This window comes from Pseudactinotalea terrae (genome assembly GCF_009733845.1).
GTDB lineage: Bacteria > Actinomycetota > Actinomycetes > Actinomycetales > Beutenbergiaceae > Pseudactinotalea > Pseudactinotalea terrae.
In genome coordinates, this window is record NZ_WNXZ01000001.1 from 994620 (window position 1) to 1014674 (window position 20055).

General features: G+C 70.8%; 18 protein-coding genes and 1 tRNA gene. 6 read left to right on the forward strand and 13 right to left on the reverse strand.

Annotation, left to right across the window (positions count from 1 at the left end):
- Positions 1–39: 39 nt before the first annotated feature.
- The 3 genes from GPA03_RS04565 to GPA03_RS04575 all read right to left on the reverse strand — a co-directional run bounded on the left by GPA03_RS04565 (position 40) and on the right by GPA03_RS04575 (position 3894).
- Positions 40–1137, reverse strand: a complete 1098-nt coding sequence (locus tag GPA03_RS04565; RefSeq protein ID WP_156250768.1) for a site-2 protease family protein — start codon at positions 1135–1137, stop codon at positions 40–42.
- On the reverse strand, positions 1130–1834 hold the full coding sequence (locus GPA03_RS04570) for an HAD family hydrolase (RefSeq protein ID WP_241681089.1): 705 nt from the start codon (positions 1832–1834) through the stop codon (positions 1130–1132). The genes GPA03_RS04565 and GPA03_RS04570 overlap by 8 nt, the downstream gene beginning before the upstream one ends.
- A 65-nt stretch (positions 1835–1899) precedes the next feature.
- Complete coding sequence (locus tag GPA03_RS04575) at positions 1900–3894, reverse strand: eCIS core domain-containing protein (protein ID WP_156250769.1); 1995 nt, start codon at positions 3892–3894, stop codon at positions 1900–1902.
- A gap of 212 nt (positions 3895–4106) precedes the next feature.
- Between GPA03_RS04575 and GPA03_RS04580 the strand changes: the two genes are divergently transcribed.
- Positions 4107–4916, forward strand: a complete 810-nt coding sequence (locus GPA03_RS04580) for a PAC2 family protein (protein ID WP_156251352.1) — start codon at positions 4107–4109, stop codon at positions 4914–4916.
- Between the two features lie 85 nt (positions 4917–5001).
- Here the strand turns inward: GPA03_RS04580 and mshC are convergent, their stop codons facing one another.
- On the reverse strand, positions 5002–6210 hold the full coding sequence (gene mshC / locus GPA03_RS04585; RefSeq protein ID WP_156250770.1) for a cysteine--1-D-myo-inosityl 2-amino-2-deoxy-alpha-D-glucopyranoside ligase: 1209 nt from the start codon (positions 6208–6210) through the stop codon (positions 5002–5004).
- Positions 6211–6243: 33 nt separating this feature from the next.
- Positions 6244–7089 carry an undecaprenyl-diphosphate phosphatase gene (locus GPA03_RS04590; RefSeq protein ID WP_156250771.1) on the reverse strand — a complete coding sequence of 282 codons (846 nt, stop codon included), beginning with the start codon at positions 7087–7089 and terminating at the stop codon, positions 6244–6246.
- 58 nt (positions 7090–7147) lie between these two features.
- Here GPA03_RS04590 and GPA03_RS04595 point away from each other — a divergent pair, with 58 nt between their 5' ends.
- Positions 7148–8086, forward strand: a complete 939-nt coding sequence (locus GPA03_RS04595; RefSeq protein WP_156250772.1) for an aldo/keto reductase — start codon at positions 7148–7150, stop codon at positions 8084–8086.
- A gap of 3 nt (positions 8087–8089) precedes the next feature.
- Here GPA03_RS04595 and GPA03_RS04600 read toward each other — a convergent pair whose 3' ends face one another.
- Positions 8090–8431 (reverse strand): DNA primase, encoded by a 342-nt coding sequence (locus tag GPA03_RS04600; protein ID WP_156250773.1) that lies wholly within the window; start codon positions 8429–8431, stop codon positions 8090–8092.
- A gap of 55 nt (positions 8432–8486) precedes the next feature.
- On the opposite strand from GPA03_RS04600, the gene GPA03_RS04605 reads away from it, so the two are divergent.
- Positions 8487–8699 carry a DUF5703 family protein gene (locus tag GPA03_RS04605; RefSeq protein ID WP_156250774.1) on the forward strand — a complete coding sequence of 71 codons (213 nt, stop codon included), beginning with the start codon at positions 8487–8489 and terminating at the stop codon, positions 8697–8699.
- 6 nt (positions 8700–8705) lie between these two features.
- Here GPA03_RS04605 and GPA03_RS04610 read toward each other — a convergent pair whose 3' ends face one another.
- Both GPA03_RS04610 and GPA03_RS04615 read right to left on the reverse strand, forming a co-directional pair.
- Positions 8706–10022 (reverse strand): M20/M25/M40 family metallo-hydrolase, encoded by a 1317-nt coding sequence (locus GPA03_RS04610; RefSeq protein WP_156250775.1) that lies wholly within the window; start codon positions 10020–10022, stop codon positions 8706–8708.
- A complete protein-coding gene (locus GPA03_RS04615) occupies positions 10019–12139 on the reverse strand; it encodes a M3 family metallopeptidase (RefSeq protein ID WP_156250776.1) in 2121 nt (706 codons plus the stop codon). Before GPA03_RS04615 ends, GPA03_RS04610 begins: the two co-directional genes overlap by 4 nt.
- Positions 12140–12455: 316 nt before the next feature.
- Between GPA03_RS04615 and GPA03_RS22980 the strand changes: the two genes are divergently transcribed.
- The 3 genes from GPA03_RS22980 to GPA03_RS04630 all read left to right on the forward strand — a co-directional run bounded on the left by GPA03_RS22980 (position 12456) and on the right by GPA03_RS04630 (position 16955).
- Positions 12456–15317, forward strand: a complete 2862-nt coding sequence (locus tag GPA03_RS22980; protein ID WP_162458255.1) for a S8 family serine peptidase — start codon at positions 12456–12458, stop codon at positions 15315–15317.
- A gap of 126 nt (positions 15318–15443) precedes the next feature.
- Positions 15444–15529 (forward strand) — tRNA-Leu (locus tag GPA03_RS04625).
- A 127-nt stretch (positions 15530–15656) separates the two neighbouring features.
- On the forward strand, positions 15657–16955 hold the full coding sequence (locus GPA03_RS04630; protein ID WP_162458256.1) for a tyrosine-type recombinase/integrase: 1299 nt from the start codon (positions 15657–15659) through the stop codon (positions 16953–16955).
- Here the strand turns inward: GPA03_RS04630 and GPA03_RS04635 are convergent.
- The 5 genes from GPA03_RS04635 to GPA03_RS04655 all read right to left on the reverse strand — a co-directional run bounded on the left by GPA03_RS04635 (position 16952) and on the right by GPA03_RS04655 (position 20055).
- The gene (locus GPA03_RS04635) at positions 16952–17278 is read right to left on the reverse strand and encodes a helix-turn-helix domain-containing protein (RefSeq protein ID WP_206673444.1); all 327 of its coding nucleotides are present in this window, start codon (positions 17276–17278) and stop codon (positions 16952–16954) included. The genes GPA03_RS04630 and GPA03_RS04635 overlap by 4 nt on opposite strands.
- Positions 17279–17355: 77 nt before the next feature.
- On the reverse strand, positions 17356–18018 hold the full coding sequence (locus tag GPA03_RS04640) for an HNH endonuclease (protein WP_162458257.1): 663 nt from the start codon (positions 18016–18018) through the stop codon (positions 17356–17358).
- 93 nt (positions 18019–18111) lie between these two features.
- Positions 18112–18585, reverse strand: coding sequence for a single-stranded DNA-binding protein (locus tag GPA03_RS04645; RefSeq protein ID WP_156250780.1), 474 nt, complete (start codon positions 18583–18585; stop codon positions 18112–18114).
- A gap of 139 nt (positions 18586–18724) precedes the next feature.
- Positions 18725–19534: a prepilin peptidase gene (locus GPA03_RS04650; RefSeq protein ID WP_241681090.1), complete on the reverse strand. Its 810-nt coding sequence runs from the start codon at positions 19532–19534 to the stop codon at positions 18725–18727.
- Positions 19531–20055 (reverse strand): hypothetical protein, encoded by a 525-nt coding sequence (locus tag GPA03_RS04655; RefSeq protein ID WP_156250781.1) that lies wholly within the window; start codon positions 20053–20055, stop codon positions 19531–19533. Before GPA03_RS04655 ends, GPA03_RS04650 begins: the two co-directional genes overlap by 4 nt.

Sequence of the window (20055 nt, forward strand, 5' to 3'; positions counted from 1 at the left end):
CGGCCCCGCGAGGGCATCGAGCGTGGAAAACGTCCCGCCTCAGCGGGGCAGGCGACGGCTGGCCTCGACGATGTCGACCGCGCCGAGCGCACGTCCGTCGAGCCCGACCAGCACGACGAACCGCGCCCCGGCCCGTGCCGCACGCGCGAGCTGCGCGACCGCGGCCGAGCCGGTGTGGGTGAGCAGCAGCGCCTCGGGCGGCAGCGCCGTGGCCACCGCAGAGAGCGGTGTGGTCGCGATCGCGTCCTGCGGCACCGCCTGCACGGCGGCGGGCTGCACCCAGGCGACCGGCCGGCCATCGGGACCCGCGAGCAGGACCGCGGTACCGCCGTCGACCCCGCGGAGGGAGGTGATCGGGGCGAGCTGGTCGAGGACGGTCACAGGGACCGCCCAGGCGCCGAGATCGACGTCGCGGGTGGCGCGGCGGGCGGTCGCGACCCGGGCGGCGCCGACGGCGCCCTGCCAGAGCACCGAGGCGATCATCAGGCCCCAGATCAGGGTGAACCAGTTCTGGCCGTCCCGGAGCGCGCCGAGGTAGATGCTGACGAGCGCGACCAGGACCGCGACCCCCTGACCCACCCGGGCGGCGACGAGCGTGCCGAGGTCACGGTCGGCGCTGACACGCCAGACGAGCGCCTCGAGGAGCCGGCCGCCGTCCATGGGCAGCGCGGGGACGGCGTTGAAGACAGCGACGAAGATGTTCGTGTAGGCCACGGCCGAGAGCACGAGCGCGGCCGCGGGTGAGGTCACCGCGGACGCCGAGGCGGTGAACACCAGCGCGAGCACGCCGTTGGTCAGCGGCCCGACGGCGGCCACGAGCGCCGAGGCGCCGGGGCGCCCGATCTCGTCGTGGAAGGAGGTGTGACCGCCCCAGAGGGAGAGCACGTACTCGCGGACCGGGATGCCGAGCCGCTGGGCGGTGAGCCCGTGCGCGAGCTCGTGGGCGAGCACGCTGGCAGCGAGCAGCAGCGGGATGCCGAGGGCGACGAGCGCGGCGGGGACGAGGTCGAGCCCGAGCGCGCGCGCGACGGTGGGCGTGAAGATCACCAGGAGCACGATCGTGATGAGCGCCCACCCGGGCGTCAGGTAGATCGGGACGCCGCGGATCTTCCCGATCCGCAGCCCGGGGCTACGCACCGATGAGGTCCATGACCGTGCCGGCGGCGATGCGCTCGAGCTCGTCGAGGCCGATGCCCTCGAGCGTGGTCATCCGGCTGCGCCCCGGTGCGGCGGGCAGCGGCACGTGCGCCTCGACCGCGAGCACGCGTGCCCCTGCCGCCTCCGCCGACGCGACGCCCGGGGTCGAGTCCTCGATCGCGACGCAGCGAGCGATGTCGACGCCGAGGTTCGCCGCCCCGGTGAGGTAGGGCTCGGGGTGCGGCTTGCCGCGGGTGACGGCGTCGCCCGTGACGACGACGTCGAAGATCCCGTCCGGAAGCTGGTCAAGGACGACGTCGACCATGCGCTTCCAGGACATCGTCACCAGCGCGCACGGGACGCCGGCCTGCTCGAGCTCGAGCAGCAGCTCGCGGGCACCGGGTCGCCACGGCACACCCTGGGTGTCCATGCGTCCGATCACCGCGTCGATGAGCGTGTCGACGATCTCCTGCACACCCAACGTGATCCCGAACCACTCCTGCAACAGCTGGGCGCTGTGCTCGAGCGACTGCCCGATCATCAGCGGCAGGATGGCGGGGTTCCAGGTCGCTCCCGCGGAGGTGACCAGCTCCCTCTCCGCGGCCAACCAGTAGGGCTCGGAGTCGACGAGCGTGCCGTCCATGTCCCAGAGGACGGCAGCAAGCTGGCGGGGCGGACCTGACGAATCACCATGCACCGCCCGAGGCTATCGGGGATTGTCGGCATCCGAGGTCCAGGGAGGGCCGGGCCGCTGCGGCACGGTCATGGAGTCGTCCGCTGCAGTGCCTGCTCGAACAGCGTGGTGGCGTGCTCGATCGCGTTGAGGAGCTTGTCGATCTGCGTCGCGTCGAGCTTCCCGAGCTGAGCGACCCGGATCATGCTGTAGAGGGCGTCCCCGACCGGCAGCAGCGCCTGCTGCGCCTGCAGCAGGGAGACGCTCTGCATCGACGTGGCTCGACCCTCCTCGCGCTTGAGCAGGTCCATGCCGAGGTTGTAGGCGAACTCGTGCAGGGCCGCGCTGAGCTGGTCGGGCTCGACGAGGTCGATGTCGTCGGAGACGTACTCGGCGAGGACGGCGAGGAACGAGGCGGCCGGCGCGACCTGGGTCACGAAGGCGTCGCGGTGCTCCTGCCCCACCAGGGTGACCCTGTCCACGGCCTCCCCTATCAGCGAGGCCGCATCTTCTCGCTGGATCGCCGTGCCGCTGGTGCGGATGTCCTCGGCGAGGTTGCTGAGGCCGTGCGACATGAAACCGATGAGAACGTTCTCGGGCCCCTCGCCGGCGTTGAGGTTCGGCAGCAGGTTGTGGAGCAGCACCGCCAACAGCTGTGAGTCGCTGCCGAGGTCGTTCGACGACGCCGCGCTCGGCTCGCCCGCCAGCGGCGCTACGCGCGGCACCAGGGCGGCGACACGCTTGCCGATGCGCTCGCGCGCGGCGTCGTCCAGCTCGGCCTCACCGATCATGGCGGGCAGGGCCCGGAACCAGGAGCCCATCACGAGATGACGGAGATGGACGTCGCGGGGCGCGAGAGTGGGCCCGCCCTCGGCTCCGATCGTGCGGATCGCTCTCGCCTTGTCGAAGCTCGCCTTCACCGCCGCGGGAAAGCTCGTGCGGCTCATCAACGTGATGCGGCCGATGCTCGAGTGACCACGGTCGAGGCCGATCGAGAGCAGCCGGGTGTTGATCGGACTGGCGACCGCGCCGTTGAGCTCGTCGAACGTCAGCGCATCGAGCCCTGACGAGACGTGGACGGCCATGTCGTTGTAGGGCGACAAGAAGCCGGCGAACCGGTCGTAGCCGTAACGGCCGCGCAGCCTGTTCTTCGAGATCGACGATGTGTACCAGCGGCGCTTGTCCGCGTTCGACCGCACCCCGAACCGCCCGAGCACGGCAAGCAGGTCCTCGGAACCGCCGCTCCGGTCGACGACCCGCACGAACCGGCGGACGACGGGCGCCTCGCCTGCCTCGGCTGTCGGCGGATCCGTGCGGCGTCGCACGGCGCCCTGCTGCAACGTGTGGGTCAGCTCGTGCGCGAGCAGATGCAGACCGGGGCCCGAGCCGGTGTCCGGGAGACCGTCACGGAAGTAGATGTCGCGGCCGTAGGTGAAGGCCGAGGCACCCATCGTGCGGTTCAGCGCCGCCGCGGTGCCGTCGGCGTGCAGACGCACGCCAGAGAAATCGGCATCGAAGGCGTCCTCGAGCCTCTCCTTGGCTTCGAGCGGGATCGGTGAGCCGGACCCGGCGCTCGCGGTCAACGTTGCCTGCGCGGTGGTGCCGAGCCGACCTCCGGCGAACCCGATCCGCTCGTCGTCGGAAGGGACGCGCCGGAGCGTATGGATGCTCTGCGCGAGTGGTCGCAGGCGCGGTGTCGGCACCACATCGGCACGGCTGCCGATCGCGACCACCGCGTGGGCGACGCGTTCCGCCTCGACCTCGGCCGGGTCGTCGACGGCGCCCACCAGTGCTCTCAGCTGGACGACGGAGCGCCGTGGGCGCGCGTGATCGTCTCGCGGATGTGGCAGCCCGGCTGCGGGCGCCTCACGCAGGTGCCCGCAGCCGGGCGTATGCCGGTGACCGCCGCGCACCCGCTCCGTCTGGTCGACCGAGCCGGCCTCGGCGTTGCTGCGGGACGTGACGGCGATCCCTGCCAGCGGCAGGGTGCCGCGCGGCGCGCTCAGCGCGCGGGTCGCAGCCGGCGCGGCGGTGGACGGCCCACGGTCGGTCGCCCCCCGGGCCCGGCGAGCAGCTGAAGTCATGAGATCTCCGCAGCGCGGCGCTGGTCGGTCGCGCACCAGACAGGATGTCGGGCCTCGCGCAGGCTCACATCGGTAGTCGCTACGGACTTGTGGCCGCCGGCCCGGCAGTCTCCCCCGCAGCGCCCCGATTCTCGGCTCGCTTTCGTACGTTCTAGTCTGGAGGGGTGACCACACCTCGTCACGCTGCAGAGCGTCCCGATCTCCCTCCGGCGATGATGATCGCCGCCTTCGAGGGCTGGAACGATGCCGGCTCGGCCGCGTCGTCGGCTGTCGCGACCCTCGGCGAGGCCTGGCGTGCGCGCGAGGTGCGCTCGCTCGACCCTGAGCCGTACCACGACTTCCAGGTCAACCGGCCGATCCAGAGCCGTGATGCCGATGGCAACCGCAGGCTCGAGTGGCCGGTGACCACGGTGTCGGTCGCGCTCAGCCCGCAGCTGGGTCGCAGCGTGGTGCTGGCGCAGGGCACCGAGCCCTCGATGCGCTGGCGTACCTACTGCAACGAGCTGCTCGACGCCGCCGAGGAGCTGCGGGTGGGCACGATCGTGACGGTCGGCGCCCTGCTGGCCGATGCGCCGCACACCCGCCCGATCCCGGTGCAGACCAGCTCGGACGACCCGCAGGTGCAGGCGCTGCTGGGTGTCGAGGGCAGCGACTACGAGGGTCCGACGGGCATCGTGGGCGTGCTGGGTCACCTCGCCGCAGAGCGGGGCATGCACACCCTGTCGGTGTGGGCCGCCGTCCCCCACTACGTGGCGCAGCCCCCCTCGCCCAAGGCCACGCTGGCGCTGCTGTCCGCGCTCGAGGAGATCCTCGGCGAGCCGGTGCCCACGGGTGAGCTGGCCGAGGATGCCGAGGCCTGGCAGCGCGGGGTGGACGAGCTCGCCGCGGAGGATCCCGAGATCGCCGAGTACGTGCGTCAGCTCGAGGAGGCGAAGGACACCGTGGACCTCCCCGAGGCCAGCGGCGAGGCGATCGCCCGCGAGTTCGAGCGCTACCTGCGGCGCCGCGGCGAGACCAGCTAGAGCAGCACGCGGGCGGGTGGGCTACCGGCTCGCGGGATCTGGGGCGAAGCCTCAGCGGGGGGCCACGGTGGCGGCGCCCCGGTGTCTAGATCTCGATGCCCAGCAGCGCGGAGACGGCGCCGATGACGGCACGGCCACGGCGAGGCCGGCCGGCCCAGGCGTCGACGACGGCGAGGGCTCGGGGCGTGTCGAGGTCGTCGGCGATGGCTGCGCGCAGGGCGGCGATCGTCTCGGTCTCGTCGACGTCCCGCGCCAGGTGCGCGGCGTCCTGCCACCGCTGCCAGCGACGCGCTGCCGCGTAGAGCTGCGGGGTCGTGTACTCCCAGTCCGTGCGGTAGTGCTGGGCGAGCAGGGTGAGGCGAACCACATCGGCGGGGACGCCGTCCTGCGCCAGCTGGCTGACGAACACGAGGTTCCCGCGCGACTTGCTCATCTTGTGGCCCTGGTACCCGACCAGCCCGGTGTGCACGAACGCCTCGGCCGGGTGCTGGCGTCCCGTGACCTCGCGCAGGTGCGAGGTGGACATCTCGTGGTGCGGGTAGACGAGGTCGTAGCCGCCACCCTGCACGGTGAACGGGATGCCGAGGTTGTCCTTGGCGATCGCGGCGCACTCGATGTGCCAGCCGGGCCGCCCCTCGCCGAGGTCACCGCCTGGCCAGGAGGGCTCGCCGTCGCGGCGGCCCCGCCACAGCAGCGGGTCGCGAGGGTGCCGCTTCCCGGGGGTGTCCGGGTCTCCCCCGCGCTCGGCGAACAGCTCGTCCATCTGCGCGTCGTCGAGGTGGCCGATGCTGCCGATGAGGGTGTCGGCGGACAGATCGGCGTAGACGTCGTCACCCACCACGTAGGCGGAACCGGTGCGCAGCATCTCGGTCACGGCAGCGGCGATGAGCCCGATCGAGTCGACGACGCTGACGTAGTGGTCGGGCGGGATCACGCGCAGTGCTTCCATGTCGCCACGGAACTTCGCGATCTCCGCCTCGGCGAGGTCGCGCCACTCGACACCGGTCTCCTTCGCGCGGTCGAGCAACGGGTCGTCGACGTCTGTGACGTTCTGCACGTACGTGACCTTCAGGCCGTGGTCGCGCCAGGCGCGGTTGAGCGTGTCGAAGGCCACGTAGGTGGCCGCGTGCCCCAGATGGGTCGAGTCGTACGGCGTGATGCCGCAGACGTAGAGCCCCGCCCGACCATCGGAGCCGGCCAGCGCCAGCAGCTCCCCGGAGGCGGTGTCATGGAGACGGGGAACGTCGCCCGTGCCCTCGATCTCGGGGACCTCGGGGGAATTCCAGCTCTGCACGGCACGAGCCTAACCGGCTCCGAGGTCAGGTCGTCACGCGGGTGGCAGCGCCTGCAGCGTGCCGGTGACCAGCAGCACCACGACCAACGCGGCGAGTGCGATCCGGTACCAGACGAAGCCCCAGTAGGAGTAGTTCTCGACGATCTTGAGGAACGCGATGATCACGACGTAGCCGACGACGAACGCGACCAGCGTCGCCACCAACGTCGCGCCCAGGCCGGCCTCGCCGCCGGTGAAACCGCTCTTGAAGAGCTGGTAGAACCCGGAGCCGAGCACCGCGGGGATCGCGAGCAGGAACGAGTACCGGGCCGCGGCGGTCCGCGTGTAGCCGAGCAGCAGCCCCATCGTGATCGTGCCGCCCGAGCGCGACACCCCCGGGATCAGGGCGAGCGACTGCGCCAGGCCGAACAGGATGCCGTCGCGCAGGGTCAGCTCGCGGAGCGCCTTCTTCTTCGCGCCGATCTTGTCGGCCCAGCCGAGGATCAGCGCGAACCCGGCGAGGACCGCCGCGGTGATCCACAGGTTGCGCAGGGCGTGCTCGATCGCGTCCTGGAACAGCAGCCCGAGCAGCACGATCGGGATCGACCCGACGATCACGTACCAGCCCATCCGGGCGTCCGGGTCCGTGGTGGGCACCTGCTTGGCCCAGGGACCCATCGGCAGCGACTTCGCCCAGCGGCTGATGATCCGCGCGATGTCGCGTCGGAAGTACAGCACCACCGCCGCCTCGGTACCGATCTGCGTGATCGCCGTGAATGACGCGCCCGGGTCGGCCCCCAGCAGGTCGCCGACGATCCGCAGGTGTGCGCTCGAGGAGATCGGGAGGAACTCGGTCAGGCCCTGAAGGAGACCGAGGATCACCGCATCGAAGAATGACACGGGACGCAACGGTAGCCGCTGCCCAGCCGACCCGAGGGCGAGCACTAACCTGCTGGGCATGGAGCTGAGGCGGTTGGGGCGTACCGGGTTGCGCGTGTCGGCAGTGGGACTGGGCACGATGACCTGGGGCCGCGACACCGACGAGCACGAGGCGGCCGAGCAGCTCAAGGTGTTCCTGGACGCGGGCGGGTCGCTCATCGACACCGCCGCCACCTACTCCGACGGCGGCGCTCTCGACATCATCTCCTCGTTGCTCCGTGACGAGGTTCACCGCGACGACGTGGTCCTCGCCGCCCGGTCCGGTGTCGCCGACGGACGCGTGGACGCCTCGCGCCGCGCGCTGCTCAGCTCGCTGGACGAGACGCTGCGGCGCCTCGGCACCGACCACCTGGACCTCTGGCTCGTGCAGGCACCCGACCCGGGCACCCCGGTGGCCGAGACCGCGGACACGCTCGCACACGCCGTCGGCTCCGGCAAGGTCCGTTACGTCGGGCTCGCCAACCATGCCGCGTGGCAGGTCGCCCAGATGGCGACCCTTCTCGACGGCGGGGTGGGTCTGGCCTGCACGCAGACCGAGATCTCGCTCCTCAACCGTTCGTCCGAGCACGAGCTGATCGCGGCCAGCGACGCCCTCGGCGTCGGCGTGATCGGCTGGTCCCCGCTGGGCCGCGGCGTGCTGTCGGCGAAGTACCGGCACTCGGTCCCCGCCGACTCCCGCGCCGCGTCACCGCACCTGCGGGGCTTCGTCGAGCCGTACCTGACGGCGTCCGCGCGCAGCGTCGTCGAGGCCGTGGCCACTGCAGCTGACGGCCTGGGTCGGGCTCCGGTCGAGGTCGCCCTCGCCTGGGCGCGCGACGCCCCGGGCGTGAGCAGCGTCGTCGTCGGGGCTCGGACGCCCGCTCAGCTGCGGGGCGCGCTCGCCGCGACCGACCTGGACCTCCCGGACGAGATCCGGGGCGCGCTCGACGAGGTCACCCAGGCCATCGCCGGGGGCTGACGCTCACCTCTCCTCGTCGCTGTCGTCCTCGTCGTCCTCGTCCTCGTCACCGTCGAGGTCGTCGTCGTCGCTCTCGTCGTCGCTGTCGTCCTCGTCACCCTCGAGGTCGTCGTCGTCGAAGTCGTCCTCGTCGTCGTCGTCGGAGTCGTCGTCGAGGTAGAGCGGCGTGTCGACACCGGTCTCCTCGTAGAGCGCCTCGTCGTAGGCGTCGAAGGCGTCCGCGAGCACGGCGGCGGCGTCGAGGACAGCGTCGGCGTCGGGGTCGTGCTCGGCCGTGGCCGCAGCAAGGTGGGAACGGAACGCAGCGATGAGCGTGTCGAGCGCTGCACTCGGATCGGTGGCCATGTGCGTAAACGTAGCGTCCCCGGATCGAGGTGGACAGCCCTATACAGTGAACGCCATGTCGCGTCCCAGTCACACGCGCCCTGCGCCCGCCTACGAGGTCAAGGTGCTCACCCTCCCCCGCACGACCAGCCGCAACGACGTCCGGCGTCTCCTCACCGAGGAGGCCGAGTACGGCAAGTGGGAGCTGGCGCGGTTGTGCCTGTACGTCGGCGGCCACCGCAAGGTGTGGTTGCGCCGCCGGATCATCCGGGTGCGGTCGACCCTCTGAGCTGCCTCAGCAGCTCTGCAGGAACCGCCGCAGCACACGCACCCCGAACTCGATCGACTCGGTCGGGACCCGCTCGTCGACGCCGTGGAACATGCCCGCGAAGTCGAGCTCAGGCGGCAGGCGCAGCGGGGCGAACCCGTAGCCGGTGATGCCGAGCCGAGCCAGCGACTTGTTGTCGGTGCCGCCCGAGAGCATGTAGGGCAGTACCCGAGCGCCCGGGTCCTCGGCATCGAGCGAGGCCACCATCGAGTCCACGAGACCACCCGTGAACGGGACCTCGAGCGCGATGTCGCGGTGGATGTCCTCGATCCGGATGCCCTCCCCCGCGAGCTCGCGGATCGTCGCCATCACCTGGTCCTCCTGACCGGGCAGGAACCGGACATCGACGGCGGCGCTCGCCTGACCTGGGACGACGTTCGCCTTGTAGCCGGCGTCGAGCTGGGTGGGGTTGGCGTAGTTCGCCGTCGTGGACCCGACGAACTTGCTCATCGGCCCGAGGGCGGCGACGAGATCGTCGACCGTGCTCGGGTCCTCGGGGTCGAACCGCTTGCCGGTGAGGTCCGCGACGCCGGTGAGGAACTGCGTCACCGTGGTGCCGAGGGTGGTCTCGAACCGGTGCTCGCCGATGCGGGCCACGGCCTGGGCGAGGCGCGTCACCGCGTTGTCGGTGTTGACCTGCGAGCCGTGCCCGGCGGTGCCGTCGGCGACCAGCCGCAACCAGGCGATGCCCTTCTCCGCCGTCTGCAGCAGGTAGGTGCGGCGACCGTCGATCTCGACGCTGAAGCCGCCCACCTCGCTGATCGCCTCGGTGGCGCCCTCGAACCACTCGGCGTGGTTGTCGACCACCCAGCTCGCGCCCAGCTTGCCACCGGCCTCCTCGTCGGCGAAGAAGGCCACCACCAGATCCCGAGCCGGCTGCCAGCCGCTGCGCGACATGTCGCGCAGCACCGCCAGGATCATCGCGTCCATGTCCTTCATGTCCACGGCCCCGCGGCCCCAGATCATGCCGTCCATCTCGTCGCCGCCGAACGGGTCCATCTTCCAGTCGCTGGCCTGCGCCGGGACCACGTCGGTGTGTCCGTGGACCACCAGCGCGGGCCGCGTGCTGTCCAGCCCCGGGATGCGCAGCAGCACGCTGCCTCGGGTCGGGCGCGACTCCACGTAGGTGGGGTCGTAGCCGACCTCGGTGAGCAGCTCCATCACCTTCTCGGCCGCGGCCCGCTCTCCCGGCCCGGAGTCGTCGCCGTAGTTGGAGGAGTCGATCCGGATCAGCTCGCGGCAGATACGGACGGCGTCTGCCTCAGGGGTCAGCTGGGTCGTCATGTCTGGTCCTTCGACGTGCGGGGGTGGTCGGGGGCGGAGCCGACAGTCAGCTTTCGACGGCGGAGCAAGGGTGCGATGTCGGCGTCGCGACCGCGCAGATCGCGATAGGACGCGAGCGGGTCGCGCGAGTGCCCTCGCGAGAGCAGCGCCTCGGCGAAGCGCTCGCCGGCCTCACGGTTCAGCCCGCCGTCACCGTTGCGGGCGGCCTCGGTCCCGAACCACTCGACCGTGTCCGCGTCGAGCACCTCGCTCCAGATGTAGGAGTAGTAGCCCGCGTCGTATCCACCACCGAAGGCGTGGTTGAAGTAGGCGGTGCGGTAGCGCGGCGGCACCTCGGCCAGGGCGACCCCGGCGGCCGCGAGGGCACGCTCCTCGAAGGCGAGGACGTCCTCGACATCGGTCGGGACGTCGTCGGGCGCCAGGCTGTGCCAGGCCTGGTCCAGCAGGGCGGCGGCCAGGAACTCGGTGGTGCGGAACCCCTCGCCGTCGGACTGGGACCCCAGCAGCGCCTCCAGCAGCTCGCTCGGCAGCGGCTCGCCGGTGCGGTGGTGGCGCGCATAGCCCGCGAGGATCTCGGGGTGGGTGGCCCACATCTCGTTGACCTGCGAGGGGTACTCGACGAAGTCGCGCGGCACGGCGGTGCCCGAGAGCGAGGGATAGGTGACGTTCGAGAGCAGCCCGTGCAGGGCGTGACCGAACTCGTGGAACGCGGTGTTGACCTCGTCCCAGGTCAGCAACGTGGGCTCGCCCGCCGCGGGCTGGGTGATGTTGAGGTTGTTGACGACGACGGGCAGCTCACCGGTGAGGTGGGACTGCTCCGACAGCGAGTGCATCCAGGCCCCACCGCGCTTGCCCTCCCGCGCGTAGTAGTCGGCCACGAACAGCCCGCCGGGGGTGCCGTCGGCTCGTGTCACCTCGAACACGCGGACGCCCTCGGCGTAGCCGGGCAGGTCGGGGCGCTCGGCGAACGTGAGCCCGTAGAGCCGCTCGGCCGCGACGAACACGCCGTCGCGGATCACGTTCTCGAGCTCGAGGTAGGGGCGCAGCGCTGCGGCATCCACCTGGTACTTCTCCGCACGGACGCGGTCGGCGTAATAGCCCCAGTCCCAGGCCTGCAGGCTCTCGCCCGGGTGGTCGACGGCGAGTGCCGCCTGCAGCTCGCTCGCCTCCTCGCGGGCGTTGCGGGCAGCCGGCGCGGCCAGCTCGGTCAGCATCGCGCTGACGGCCTCGGTGGACCTCGCGGTGCCACCGGCGGCGACGTAGGCGGCGTGGTGCGGGTAGCCGAGCAGCTGGGCACGCTCGGCGCGCAGCCGGGCGAGGCGCAGCACGAGCTCGCGGGTGTCGGTGGCGGCATCGCCACCCCAGCCACGCGCGACGGAGGAGCGGTGGATCTGCGCGCGGAGCTCGCGCTGCGGGCTCTGGGTGACCAACGGCTGGGCGGTGGGGAGGATGAAGGTGACCAGGGCGCCGTCGGCGCCTCGATCGGCGGCGGAGCGACGCAGACCGGAGACGGTCTCCTCGCTCAGCCCCTCGAGAAGGGTGTCGTCGGTGACCGACACCGCGGCCGCTGCCATCCCTGCGGCCGCCCGCTGGGAGAACGCGGTCTCTCCTCGGCTGATCTCGGAGTTGTAGGCGCGCAGCCTCACGGCGTCGTCGTCGTCGAGCGTGATGCCGGCGCGCTGGAAGTCCTCGAGGTACCGGTGGAGCAGCCACCGGGTCTCCTCCTCGACGTCGGCCGGCAGGTTCTCCTGCAGGGAGACCAGGCGGGCGTAGATCCGCTTGTCGAGGTACAGCGCGTCGCGGTGCTCGGTCATCATGGGCGCGAGCTCGGTCTCGAGGGCGCGGATCTCGTCGTCGGCTGCCGAGTTCGCCAGCGTGTACAGCGGCCAGTAGGCGTGCCGCAACGGCCCGCGGGCGCGCTCCAGCCGCTCGAGCGTGGTCGCCACCGTGGGCGCGTCGGTATCGGTCGCGACCTCCTCCCAGAGGGCCCGTTGATCGGCCATCGCGGCCAGCACCGCACTGCGCATCTGGGGCAGCGTGAGAGCCGGGAAGTCAGGGAGGCCGACGTCGAGTCGCGGTAGTGCGGGGGTCTCGGAAGAAGCGTTCACCCTCGTCATTGTGTCTGATGACAGCCGGCCCGCCACGCGTGCGATGGCGTGGCGTTCCGATGTAGCATGCAAGGCGGTCGAGAGTCTTTCCCGTCCCCCTCGGGAACATGAGCTCGGCCGAGCAGCGATGAGTCGTCGGCCCCCCTCCGAACGACCGTCGCGCGGTCAGCCCCGGTGCCTCAGGCACCGGGGCTGACTCGATCTGGGCGAAACCGTTGAGATTTGCTTTCGTGATGCTGTTCACATGACGGACACATGTCCTCTACATTCTTGGGGGGTGCTTGCCGACGACGCCGGCACCGTCACAGGAAGAGGAGACCCCTTGATGAGTCGAGTCGCTCGAGAACGACGTCGCCACCCGGCGCGACGAGCCACCGTCTCTGTCGGCAGCGCAGCCGCGCTGCTGGCAGCCACGTTGGTACCGCTGAGCGGAGCGACCGCGGACAACGCGGACGTGACCGATCTAGGAGGCACCGCCGATCATGGCGTCAGTGGTGTCACCGACACCTTCATGCCGGCAGCGAGCTCGCCCACCGGCGCCTGGTTCGTGCAGCTCGAGGGCGACCCGACCACGCAGGGCGGCAGCCGCACGGCTGTGGCCAGCACCAGAACGGCGTTCGAGGAGGCTGCGGAGGCGCTCGGTGTCGATGTCGACATCCGGCAGACCTTCAGCACCCTCTGGAACGGTGTGGCGATCGACGCCAGCGACGACGAGGCCGCTGCGCTGACGAACGCCGACGAGGTCGTGGCGATCTATCCGGTGCTCGAGGTGCAGGCACCGACCAGCCCGCCGCCGTCGGTCCCCGACATGGTGAACGCGCTCGGCATGACCGGGGCGGACATCGCGCAGAGCGAGCTCGGTTTCACGGGCGAGGGCATCCGCGTGGGTGTCATCGACACCGGCATCGACTACGACCACCCGGACCTGGGCGGCTCGGGCACTGACGACCCCGCGAACTTCCCGAACGAGCGTGTGGTGGCCGGCTACGACTTCGTGGGCGACGACTTCAACGCCGATGACACCGCAGCCGACTGGCAGCCTGTCCCCCACCCCGACGCCGACCCCGACGACTGCCAGGGCCACGGCACGCACGTGGCGGGCATCGTGGGCGCGAGCGGCGACCCGGCGCAGGACGGGGTCCGTGGTGTCGCCCCGGACGCCCAGCTCGGCGCCTACCGGGTGTTCGGCTGCACGGGTTCGACGACGGCGGACATCATGCTCGCCGCGATGGAGCGGGCACTGGCCGACGGCATGGACGTCGTCAACCAGTCGATCGGCTCCGCGTTCTCCTCGTGGCCGCAGTACCCGACGGCGGTCGGCAGCGACAACCTGGTCGACGCCGGTGTCGTGATGGTCGCCTCGATCGGCAACGAGGGTGACCTCGGGCTGTTCGCGGCAGGCGCTCCGGGCGTCGGCGAGAAGGTCATCGGTGTTGCCTCCTACGACAACACGATGATGGTGGGTTCGGCCATCTCGGTCGACGACCAGCTGATGGTCTACCTGCCGGCGACGGGTGCACCGACGCCTCCGACCTCGGGGAGCCTCCCGGTCGGTCTCGCGGGTGAACCCGGTACCGATGCTGGTCGCTCGTGCGGTGGCATCGAGGCCGACCTGACCGGCACCGTGGCGCTCGTGCAGCGCGGTGCCTGCCCGGATGGCGTCGTGGGGACCAGCTTCTACGAGAAGGCTCTCAACGCCCAGGAGGCCGGCGCGGCCGCGGCGATCATCTACAACAACGTCCCCGGCCTGGTGAACCCGACGGTCGAGGGCGAGGTCGAGATCACGATCCCGGTCATCTTCATCGGCCTGGAGGACGGTCTGGCGATCGCCGCCAGCGTCGCCGACGGCGGCGCCGAGATGGTGTGGACCGACCAGACCGCGCAGGCTCCGAACCCGACCGGCGGGCTGATCAGCTCGTTCAGCTCCTACGGTCTGGCCGCTGACCTGTCGCTCAAGCCGGACATCGGTGCGCCCGGTGGTTCGATCTGGTCGACGGTGCCGATGGAGCAGGGCTCGTACGGCTCGAACTCGGGCACCTCGATGTCCGCGCCGCACGTGGCGGGTGCTGCAGCGCTGTACCTGCAGGCTCACGCGGACGCCGAGCCCGCGCAGGTGCGTGATGCGATGCTCAACTCCGCCGACCCGACCGCATGGTCGCTGAACCCCGCGATCGGGCTGCTGGAGCCGGTCAACCACCAGGGTGCCGGCATGCTCGACATCGACGACGCGATCCTGGCCTCCACGGCTGTGTCGCCGAGCAAGCTGTCGCTCGGCGAGAGCCAGGGTGGGCCGGTCACCTCATCGATCTCGGTCACCAACAACGGCACCGCACCGGTGACGTACGAGATCGCCTACGAGGACGCGATCACGATGGGTCAGAACCCGGCCGACGGCGACTCCGTCGACGTGCCTGGCTTCTACTATGCCGACTCGATCGTGGAGGCACCCGCCTCCGTCACGGTCAACCCGGGTCACACCGAGACGTTCGACGTGACGATCAGCCCGGCCGCCGACTTCGACCTCGCTCACTACGGCGGCTACGTCTACCTGATCGACGGCGAGGAGCAGATCTCGATCCCGTACGCGGGCTTCGCCGGCGACTACCAGTCGCTGCCGGTGCTCACGCCGGGTGACTACGGGTTCCCGGTGCTGGCCGAGCTCACCGAGTGTGAGCGCGTCGTGGGGGTCGACTGCACGATGGGTGGGGTCTGGGATCTCGTCGAGGGCGGCAACGTCTACTCGATGGCCGACGGCGACGTGCCGACGATCCTCGCCCACCTGGACGCCCCCGCGAGCAACGTGCGCATCGACGTGTACGAGGCGAACGAGGACGGCACCCGGGGCGACCCGGTCCACCCGCGGTTCTACAACTACCTGGACACCGATCACGTCGGTCGTACCGGTGGTGGCCCCAACGTGTTCGTCCCCTACACCTGGGACGGCACGCGGAACCACAACGGTCGCGACCGGGTGGTGCCGGATGGTGACTACGTGCTCGTGCTGTCGGTGCTGAACGCTCTGGGCAACCCGGAGAACGCCGACGACGTCGAGACGTACACCTCCCCCTCCATCACCGTCGACCGTGACGGTGACGGCAACCCCCAGCTGACACCTCTGGAGAAGCTGATCAAGCTCCTCGGGAAGGTGCTGGCGAGGATCCTCTGCAAGGTCCTCGGCATCTGCTGAGGTAGCGGTGATCGAGGCCCGTCCGGCGCACGCCGGGCGGGCCTCGTCGCATGCGGGGAAACCCCCGTTGTCGTGATATCTTTTCCGGCGTTGTCCCGAGGCCTTCCAGGCCAGGGGCATCCACTCGTCCGGGTGGCGGAATTGGCAGACGCGCTAGCTTGAGGTGCTAGTGCCCTTTATCGGGCGTGGGGGTTCAAGTCCCCCTCCGGACACACATTTTCAGGCCTCTGACCAGCGCATTCGTCGCTTCGTGAGCCGCGCTTCTATGCTGTGGACACACCATGGACACACCATCGGGGGATTCCGATGGGGGTCCGGGCCACTCCGGAAGGGCGCGTAATGGCAAGTTTGCAGACCCGCGTACGGTCCGACGGAGCGCCGTCCTACCGGGTCCGGTGGCGGCTCGGCGGCGCCCGCGACGGCGAGTGGCAGAGCGAGACGTTCAGCAGCCAGGCACGCGCACTGGCCTTCAAAGAGGACGTCGAGGAGTCCGACCACATGTGGCCGCGCGGCTGGGTCAAGGGCGCCGGCTACCTCGAGAAGGACGAGGCCAAGGAGACGTTCGACGACGTCGTCGAGAGCTACTTCACCGAGCAGACCCGACGCATCGCCCGCGGCCGCGTGAAGCCCTACACGGTGCACCGCTACCGCCGCTGCGTCGAGACCCATCTGCGTCCCGTCTTCGGCAAGCTGCCCTTCCTCGACATCGTCCCCGAGGACGTCGCCGATTGGATCGACGTCGAGCTCGACGCCGGCCACAAGCCCAAGTCCATCAAGAACTGGCACGGGGTGCTGTTCTCGGTGATGGCGCACGGGCAGAAGAAGATGGGGCTGCGCTCGGACAACCCGTGCGAGGTAACCGAGCTGCCCGAGATGAACTCCCGCGACGCGCGCCAGCTGCGGTTCTTCCAGCATCAGGAGTGGGCGCTGTTCCGGGCGTGCCTGCGCACCGACGTGCACCTACTGGTCGACGTCATGCTGGCGACCGGGCTGCGCTGGGGTGAGGTATCGGCGCTGCGAGTCGGCGACGCCGTGGCACGCCCGGATGGCTCGGTCTCCCTGCACATCACCCGCGCATGGTCCGAGCGAGCGCCAGATGACGAGGATCCGATCAACTCCGCCGAGGGTGAGACGGTGAAGTGGCGGCTCGGCCCGCCGAAGTCGAAGCGATCCCGCTACGTGGTGCTCACCGGGGATGTGGCCGATCGGCTGCTGACCCACATCGAGGGTGAGCCGGGGCGTGCGTACGTCTTCGTGACCGCGCGTGGCAACCCGTGGCGCTACCCCGACTTCCACACCGACCGGTGGTCGCCGGCGCGCCGAGAGGCGGCCCGGCGCGGGCTCGACAAGCACGTGACCCCGCACATGCTGCGCCACACCACGGTGGTGTGGTCGCTGGCACAGGGGGTCCGCATCGAGGTCGTCTCGGAGATGCTGGGGCACGCAAGCATCCAGATCACCTACGACGTCTACGGCGGCCTCATCGACCTGCACGACCCTGTGCTGGCCCGGGCTATGGCGGAGGCGATGACGGCCTCACGCGGGGCGCTGCTGCCCACGGCACCGACGGCCGAGGAGATCGCCGCGATGCCCGTGCGACCGGGCCGTCGCGGAGAGAGGCGTACGCGCGGGGGCTAGAGGCGCGAGCGTCCGGTGCCGCTGGAAGTGCGCGGTGGAGCGACGATCTCCTGCTCACCGGCGGCCACGATGGCCTCGATGTGGTGCGGAGCGAACCGGACGTGCTTGCCGAGCCTGGTGTGGGGGACGCGCCGCGCTGAGACGGACTTGCGCAGCGCCCCCTCGGGGATGTTCAGCAGCTGGGCGGCCGCGGGAATGTCGAGCAGCCCGGTGCCGGCCGGGACGATGCTGTGCGCGGACGTCGCGGGGATAGCGGGGACGGTCTTGGGGGTGGGCTGCAGCGGCTTGGCAACACCGCGGCGGCGTTCAGTGGTCCTGGTCATGACCCATAGATGTGCGGCACCTGCTGCTCCTGGAGCACAACGGGTCGCAACAGGCCCGGACGGGTGCTGTGGCGCTCCTACCAGATGGGCGTGTCGCGCTCCCACGAGGGGGCCGTAGCCGACGCGGCGGGCGCGGTTGCTGCCGTCGGCGCTGCCATGGGTCGGACTACCGGCTCGACGGCCGCGGCCGCAGCACGAGCTGCCGGAGCGGCGATGCCGGGCTCGCCGTAGCGTTGCCCGGCCTTGACCGGGGTGCCCGGTGGGAAGTAGCGGCGACGGCGCCGCTCGAGCGCGCGGGTCTGCCGGCCGGTGAGCAGCTTGGCGCCCTTGGAGGTGTTGTGGTGGGCGCAGGAGGCTGCACCGTTCTGCAGCGAGGTCGCCCCGCCCTTGGACCACGGCAGGATGTGGTCGGCGTGCTCGGCCTTGGCCCGGCACCGTTGCCACGCCCACCCGGTGTACTCGCACTGCCCGCCGGCGCGAGCGAAGACCTGCGCCCGCATCACCGAGGGGTACATACGCACCGGGTCGGTCTGCCCGTTGCCGCGGCCGCCGGCCCGCCGGGCCGCGACACCGCCGACGAGCAGCGCCACCACCGCCAGCGGCACCCACAGCGGGACCGCGAGCACCCGGGCCGCGATGACGGCCCGCAGCTCATCCAGGCCCTCGATGCCACCGATCGCGAAGTAGACGATCGCTCCCACGACCGCCAGCGCGATCGTCGCGCGCAACGCCTTGCTCATGGACCAGCTCCTTCCGGGTGCACCGATCAACATGCGCCGGGAACGACGAAGGGCCCCCACCCGAAGGTGAGGGCCCTGTGCGTCAGCGAGGACTCAGAACTCGTCGCCGTCCTCGGCCGGGGCCGACTGCTTCGGCGCCGACTTGGCCGCGGGGCGCGACTCGCTGCCGCCGTTGCCGCCGCCACCGTTGCCGTTGCCGCCCTTGGCCGAGCGGGTGACCTTCGCCGTCGCGTAGCGCAGCGACGGGCCGATCTCGTCGACCTGGAGCTCGACGACCGTGCGCTTCTCGCCCTCGGTCGTCTCGTAGGAGCGCTGCACGAGGCGGCCCTGCGCGATGACGCGGGTGCCCTTGGTCAGCGTCTCGGCCACGTTCTCCGCAGCCTCACGCCAGATCGAGGAGCGCAGGAACAGCGTGTCGCCGTCCACCCACTCGTTCTTGTCGCGGTCGAAGGTCCGCGGGGTCGAAGCGATCGTGAAGTTCGCGACCGCCGCACCCGAGGGGGTGAAGCGAAGCTCCGGGTCGCCGGTGATGTTCCCGACGACCGTGATGACGGTCTCACCTGCCATGTGATTCTCCTGCTTGTCTCGTCCCGCTCGCTGCGGGCCCTGGCTGTGGGTCGTGCGTCGACCCTCCGACGGACAGATGCCCGTACTTGTTATATGTGCGGCACTCGCGCCGATCCGTGCAGGTTCCCGCCACGGACTTTCAGGCCAGTCCGGCCACCTCGAGGTACCAGTGCGCGACCGCCGGCGCCCACAGCAGGGCGGCGAAGGTGCCGGCAAGCATGAACGGGCCGAACGGCACCCCGCTGCCCTTGCGGACCCGGCCACGCACCGCCAGCACGAGCACCGCAACGACACCGAGAAGGAACGGGGCGAACGCCCCGACCACGGCGTGAGGCAGGCCGAACCAGCCCAGCACGAACCCGAGCAGAGGGGCCAGCTTGATGTCCCCGCCGCCCATCCCACCGGGGTAGACGACCGCCGCCCCCAGGTACAGGACGAACAGCGCCACCGCCGCCACAGTCGCGGTCAGCAGCCGCGACCAGGAACCGGTCAGCAGCGCCTCGGCCACGATCGGCAGCAGGACGAGGACACTCGTTGCCGCGGTCAGCTTGTCCGGAAGCCGGTGATGCTCAAGATCGATCAGCGACATCGCCACCCCGCCGCCGGCCAACGCCAGCACCGCGAGCAGGCTGAGCACGCTCAACCTCGGGCCCAGCAGCACGACCAGAGCAACGAACAGCACCGCGACCCCCGCCTCGACCAGCGGGTAGCGCACGCTGATACGGGTACCGCAGTCGCGGCACCGGCCACGCAGCACCAGCCACGAGAGCACCGGGACGTTGTCGAACCAGCGGATGGCATGCCCACAGCTCGGGCAGGCCGACCGCGGCCGGGTCGTGGACTGCTCACGCGGCAGCCGCCAGACCAGCACGTTCAGGTAGGACCCGACCACCGCGCCGAGCAGGCCGACGTAGGTCAGCAGCAGCCACGACGGCAGCAGGTCGGTCACCGCTCGAACTCCCGGGCAGGGAACGGCAACCCCGCCAGCACCGCCGAGGTCGCGGCACGGGAGTGCACCACCTCGTCCAGGTCCCCGAACACCTCGGGGTTGTCCAGGTCGACCCAGCCGGCGTCAGCGACCGCGACCCGCTGAGCGGGCAGCTGCAGACCGATGCTGGCGTGACCGGTCAGGATCTTCGCCGCCGGCTCCGGGACATCGAAGGTCACCAGCGCCATACGCTCGGCCCGCGAGGCCGCCACGGCCTGACGCAGCTGCGGCAGGAACCGTGCCGCGACCTCGACGACCTGGGCGGGATCGCCGTCCTCCTCGAGCTGGCCGACGTCCATGACCTCCAACGTGTGGTGGTCGGCCAGGTCCTCGTCACCGGCGAACATCACCGCGACGATCGTGTGGTGCGGGGCGCCGCCGCAGCGCAGCACCACGGTGGCGACGAGGTCCAGCACACCGTCGCGGTGGCGGGCGAGCTCACCTGCCTGGTCGTGGGTGTCGTCGAACGGGTCGTGGGTCAT

What these genes read in the sequence shown, in the direction of transcription:
- GPA03_RS04630 (WP_162458256.1), top strand. Translation starts at nt 15,657, where the DNA reads ATGGCAAGTTTGCAGACCCGCGTACGGTCCGACGGAGCGCCGTCCTAC.
- GPA03_RS04580 (WP_156251352.1), top strand. Translation starts at nt 4,107, where the DNA reads ATGATGATCGCCGCCTTCGAGGGCTGGAACGATGCCGGCTCGGCCGCG.
- GPA03_RS04605 (WP_156250774.1), top strand. Translation starts at nt 8,487, where the DNA reads ATGTCGCGTCCCAGTCACACGCGCCCTGCGCCCGCCTACGAGGTCAAG.
- GPA03_RS22980 (WP_162458255.1), top strand. Translation starts at nt 12,456, where the DNA reads ATGAGTCGAGTCGCTCGAGAACGACGTCGCCACCCGGCGCGACGAGCC.
- GPA03_RS04635 (WP_206673444.1), bottom strand. Translation starts at nt 17,278, where the DNA reads ATGACCAGGACCACTGAACGCCGCCGCGGTGTTGCCAAGCCGCTGCAG.
- GPA03_RS04640 (WP_162458257.1), bottom strand. Translation starts at nt 18,018, where the DNA reads ATGAGCAAGGCGTTGCGCGCGACGATCGCGCTGGCGGTCGTGGGAGCG.
- GPA03_RS04600 (WP_156250773.1), bottom strand. Translation starts at nt 8,431, where the DNA reads ATGGCCACCGATCCGAGTGCAGCGCTCGACACGCTCATCGCTGCGTTC.
- GPA03_RS04645 (WP_156250780.1), bottom strand. Translation starts at nt 18,585, where the DNA reads ATGGCAGGTGAGACCGTCATCACGGTCGTCGGGAACATCACCGGCGAC.
- GPA03_RS04575 (WP_156250769.1), bottom strand. Translation starts at nt 3,894, where the DNA reads ATGACTTCAGCTGCTCGCCGGGCCCGGGGGGCGACCGACCGTGGGCCG.
- GPA03_RS04615 (WP_156250776.1), bottom strand. Translation starts at nt 12,139, where the DNA reads ATGACGAGGGTGAACGCTTCTTCCGAGACCCCCGCACTACCGCGACTC.
- GPA03_RS04655 (WP_156250781.1), bottom strand. Translation starts at nt 20,055, where the DNA reads ATGACCCACGACCCGTTCGACGACACCCACGACCAGGCAGGTGAGCTC.
- GPA03_RS04595 (WP_156250772.1), top strand. Translation starts at nt 7,148, where the DNA reads ATGGAGCTGAGGCGGTTGGGGCGTACCGGGTTGCGCGTGTCGGCAGTG.
- GPA03_RS04610 (WP_156250775.1), bottom strand. Translation starts at nt 10,022, where the DNA reads ATGACGACCCAGCTGACCCCTGAGGCAGACGCCGTCCGTATCTGCCGC.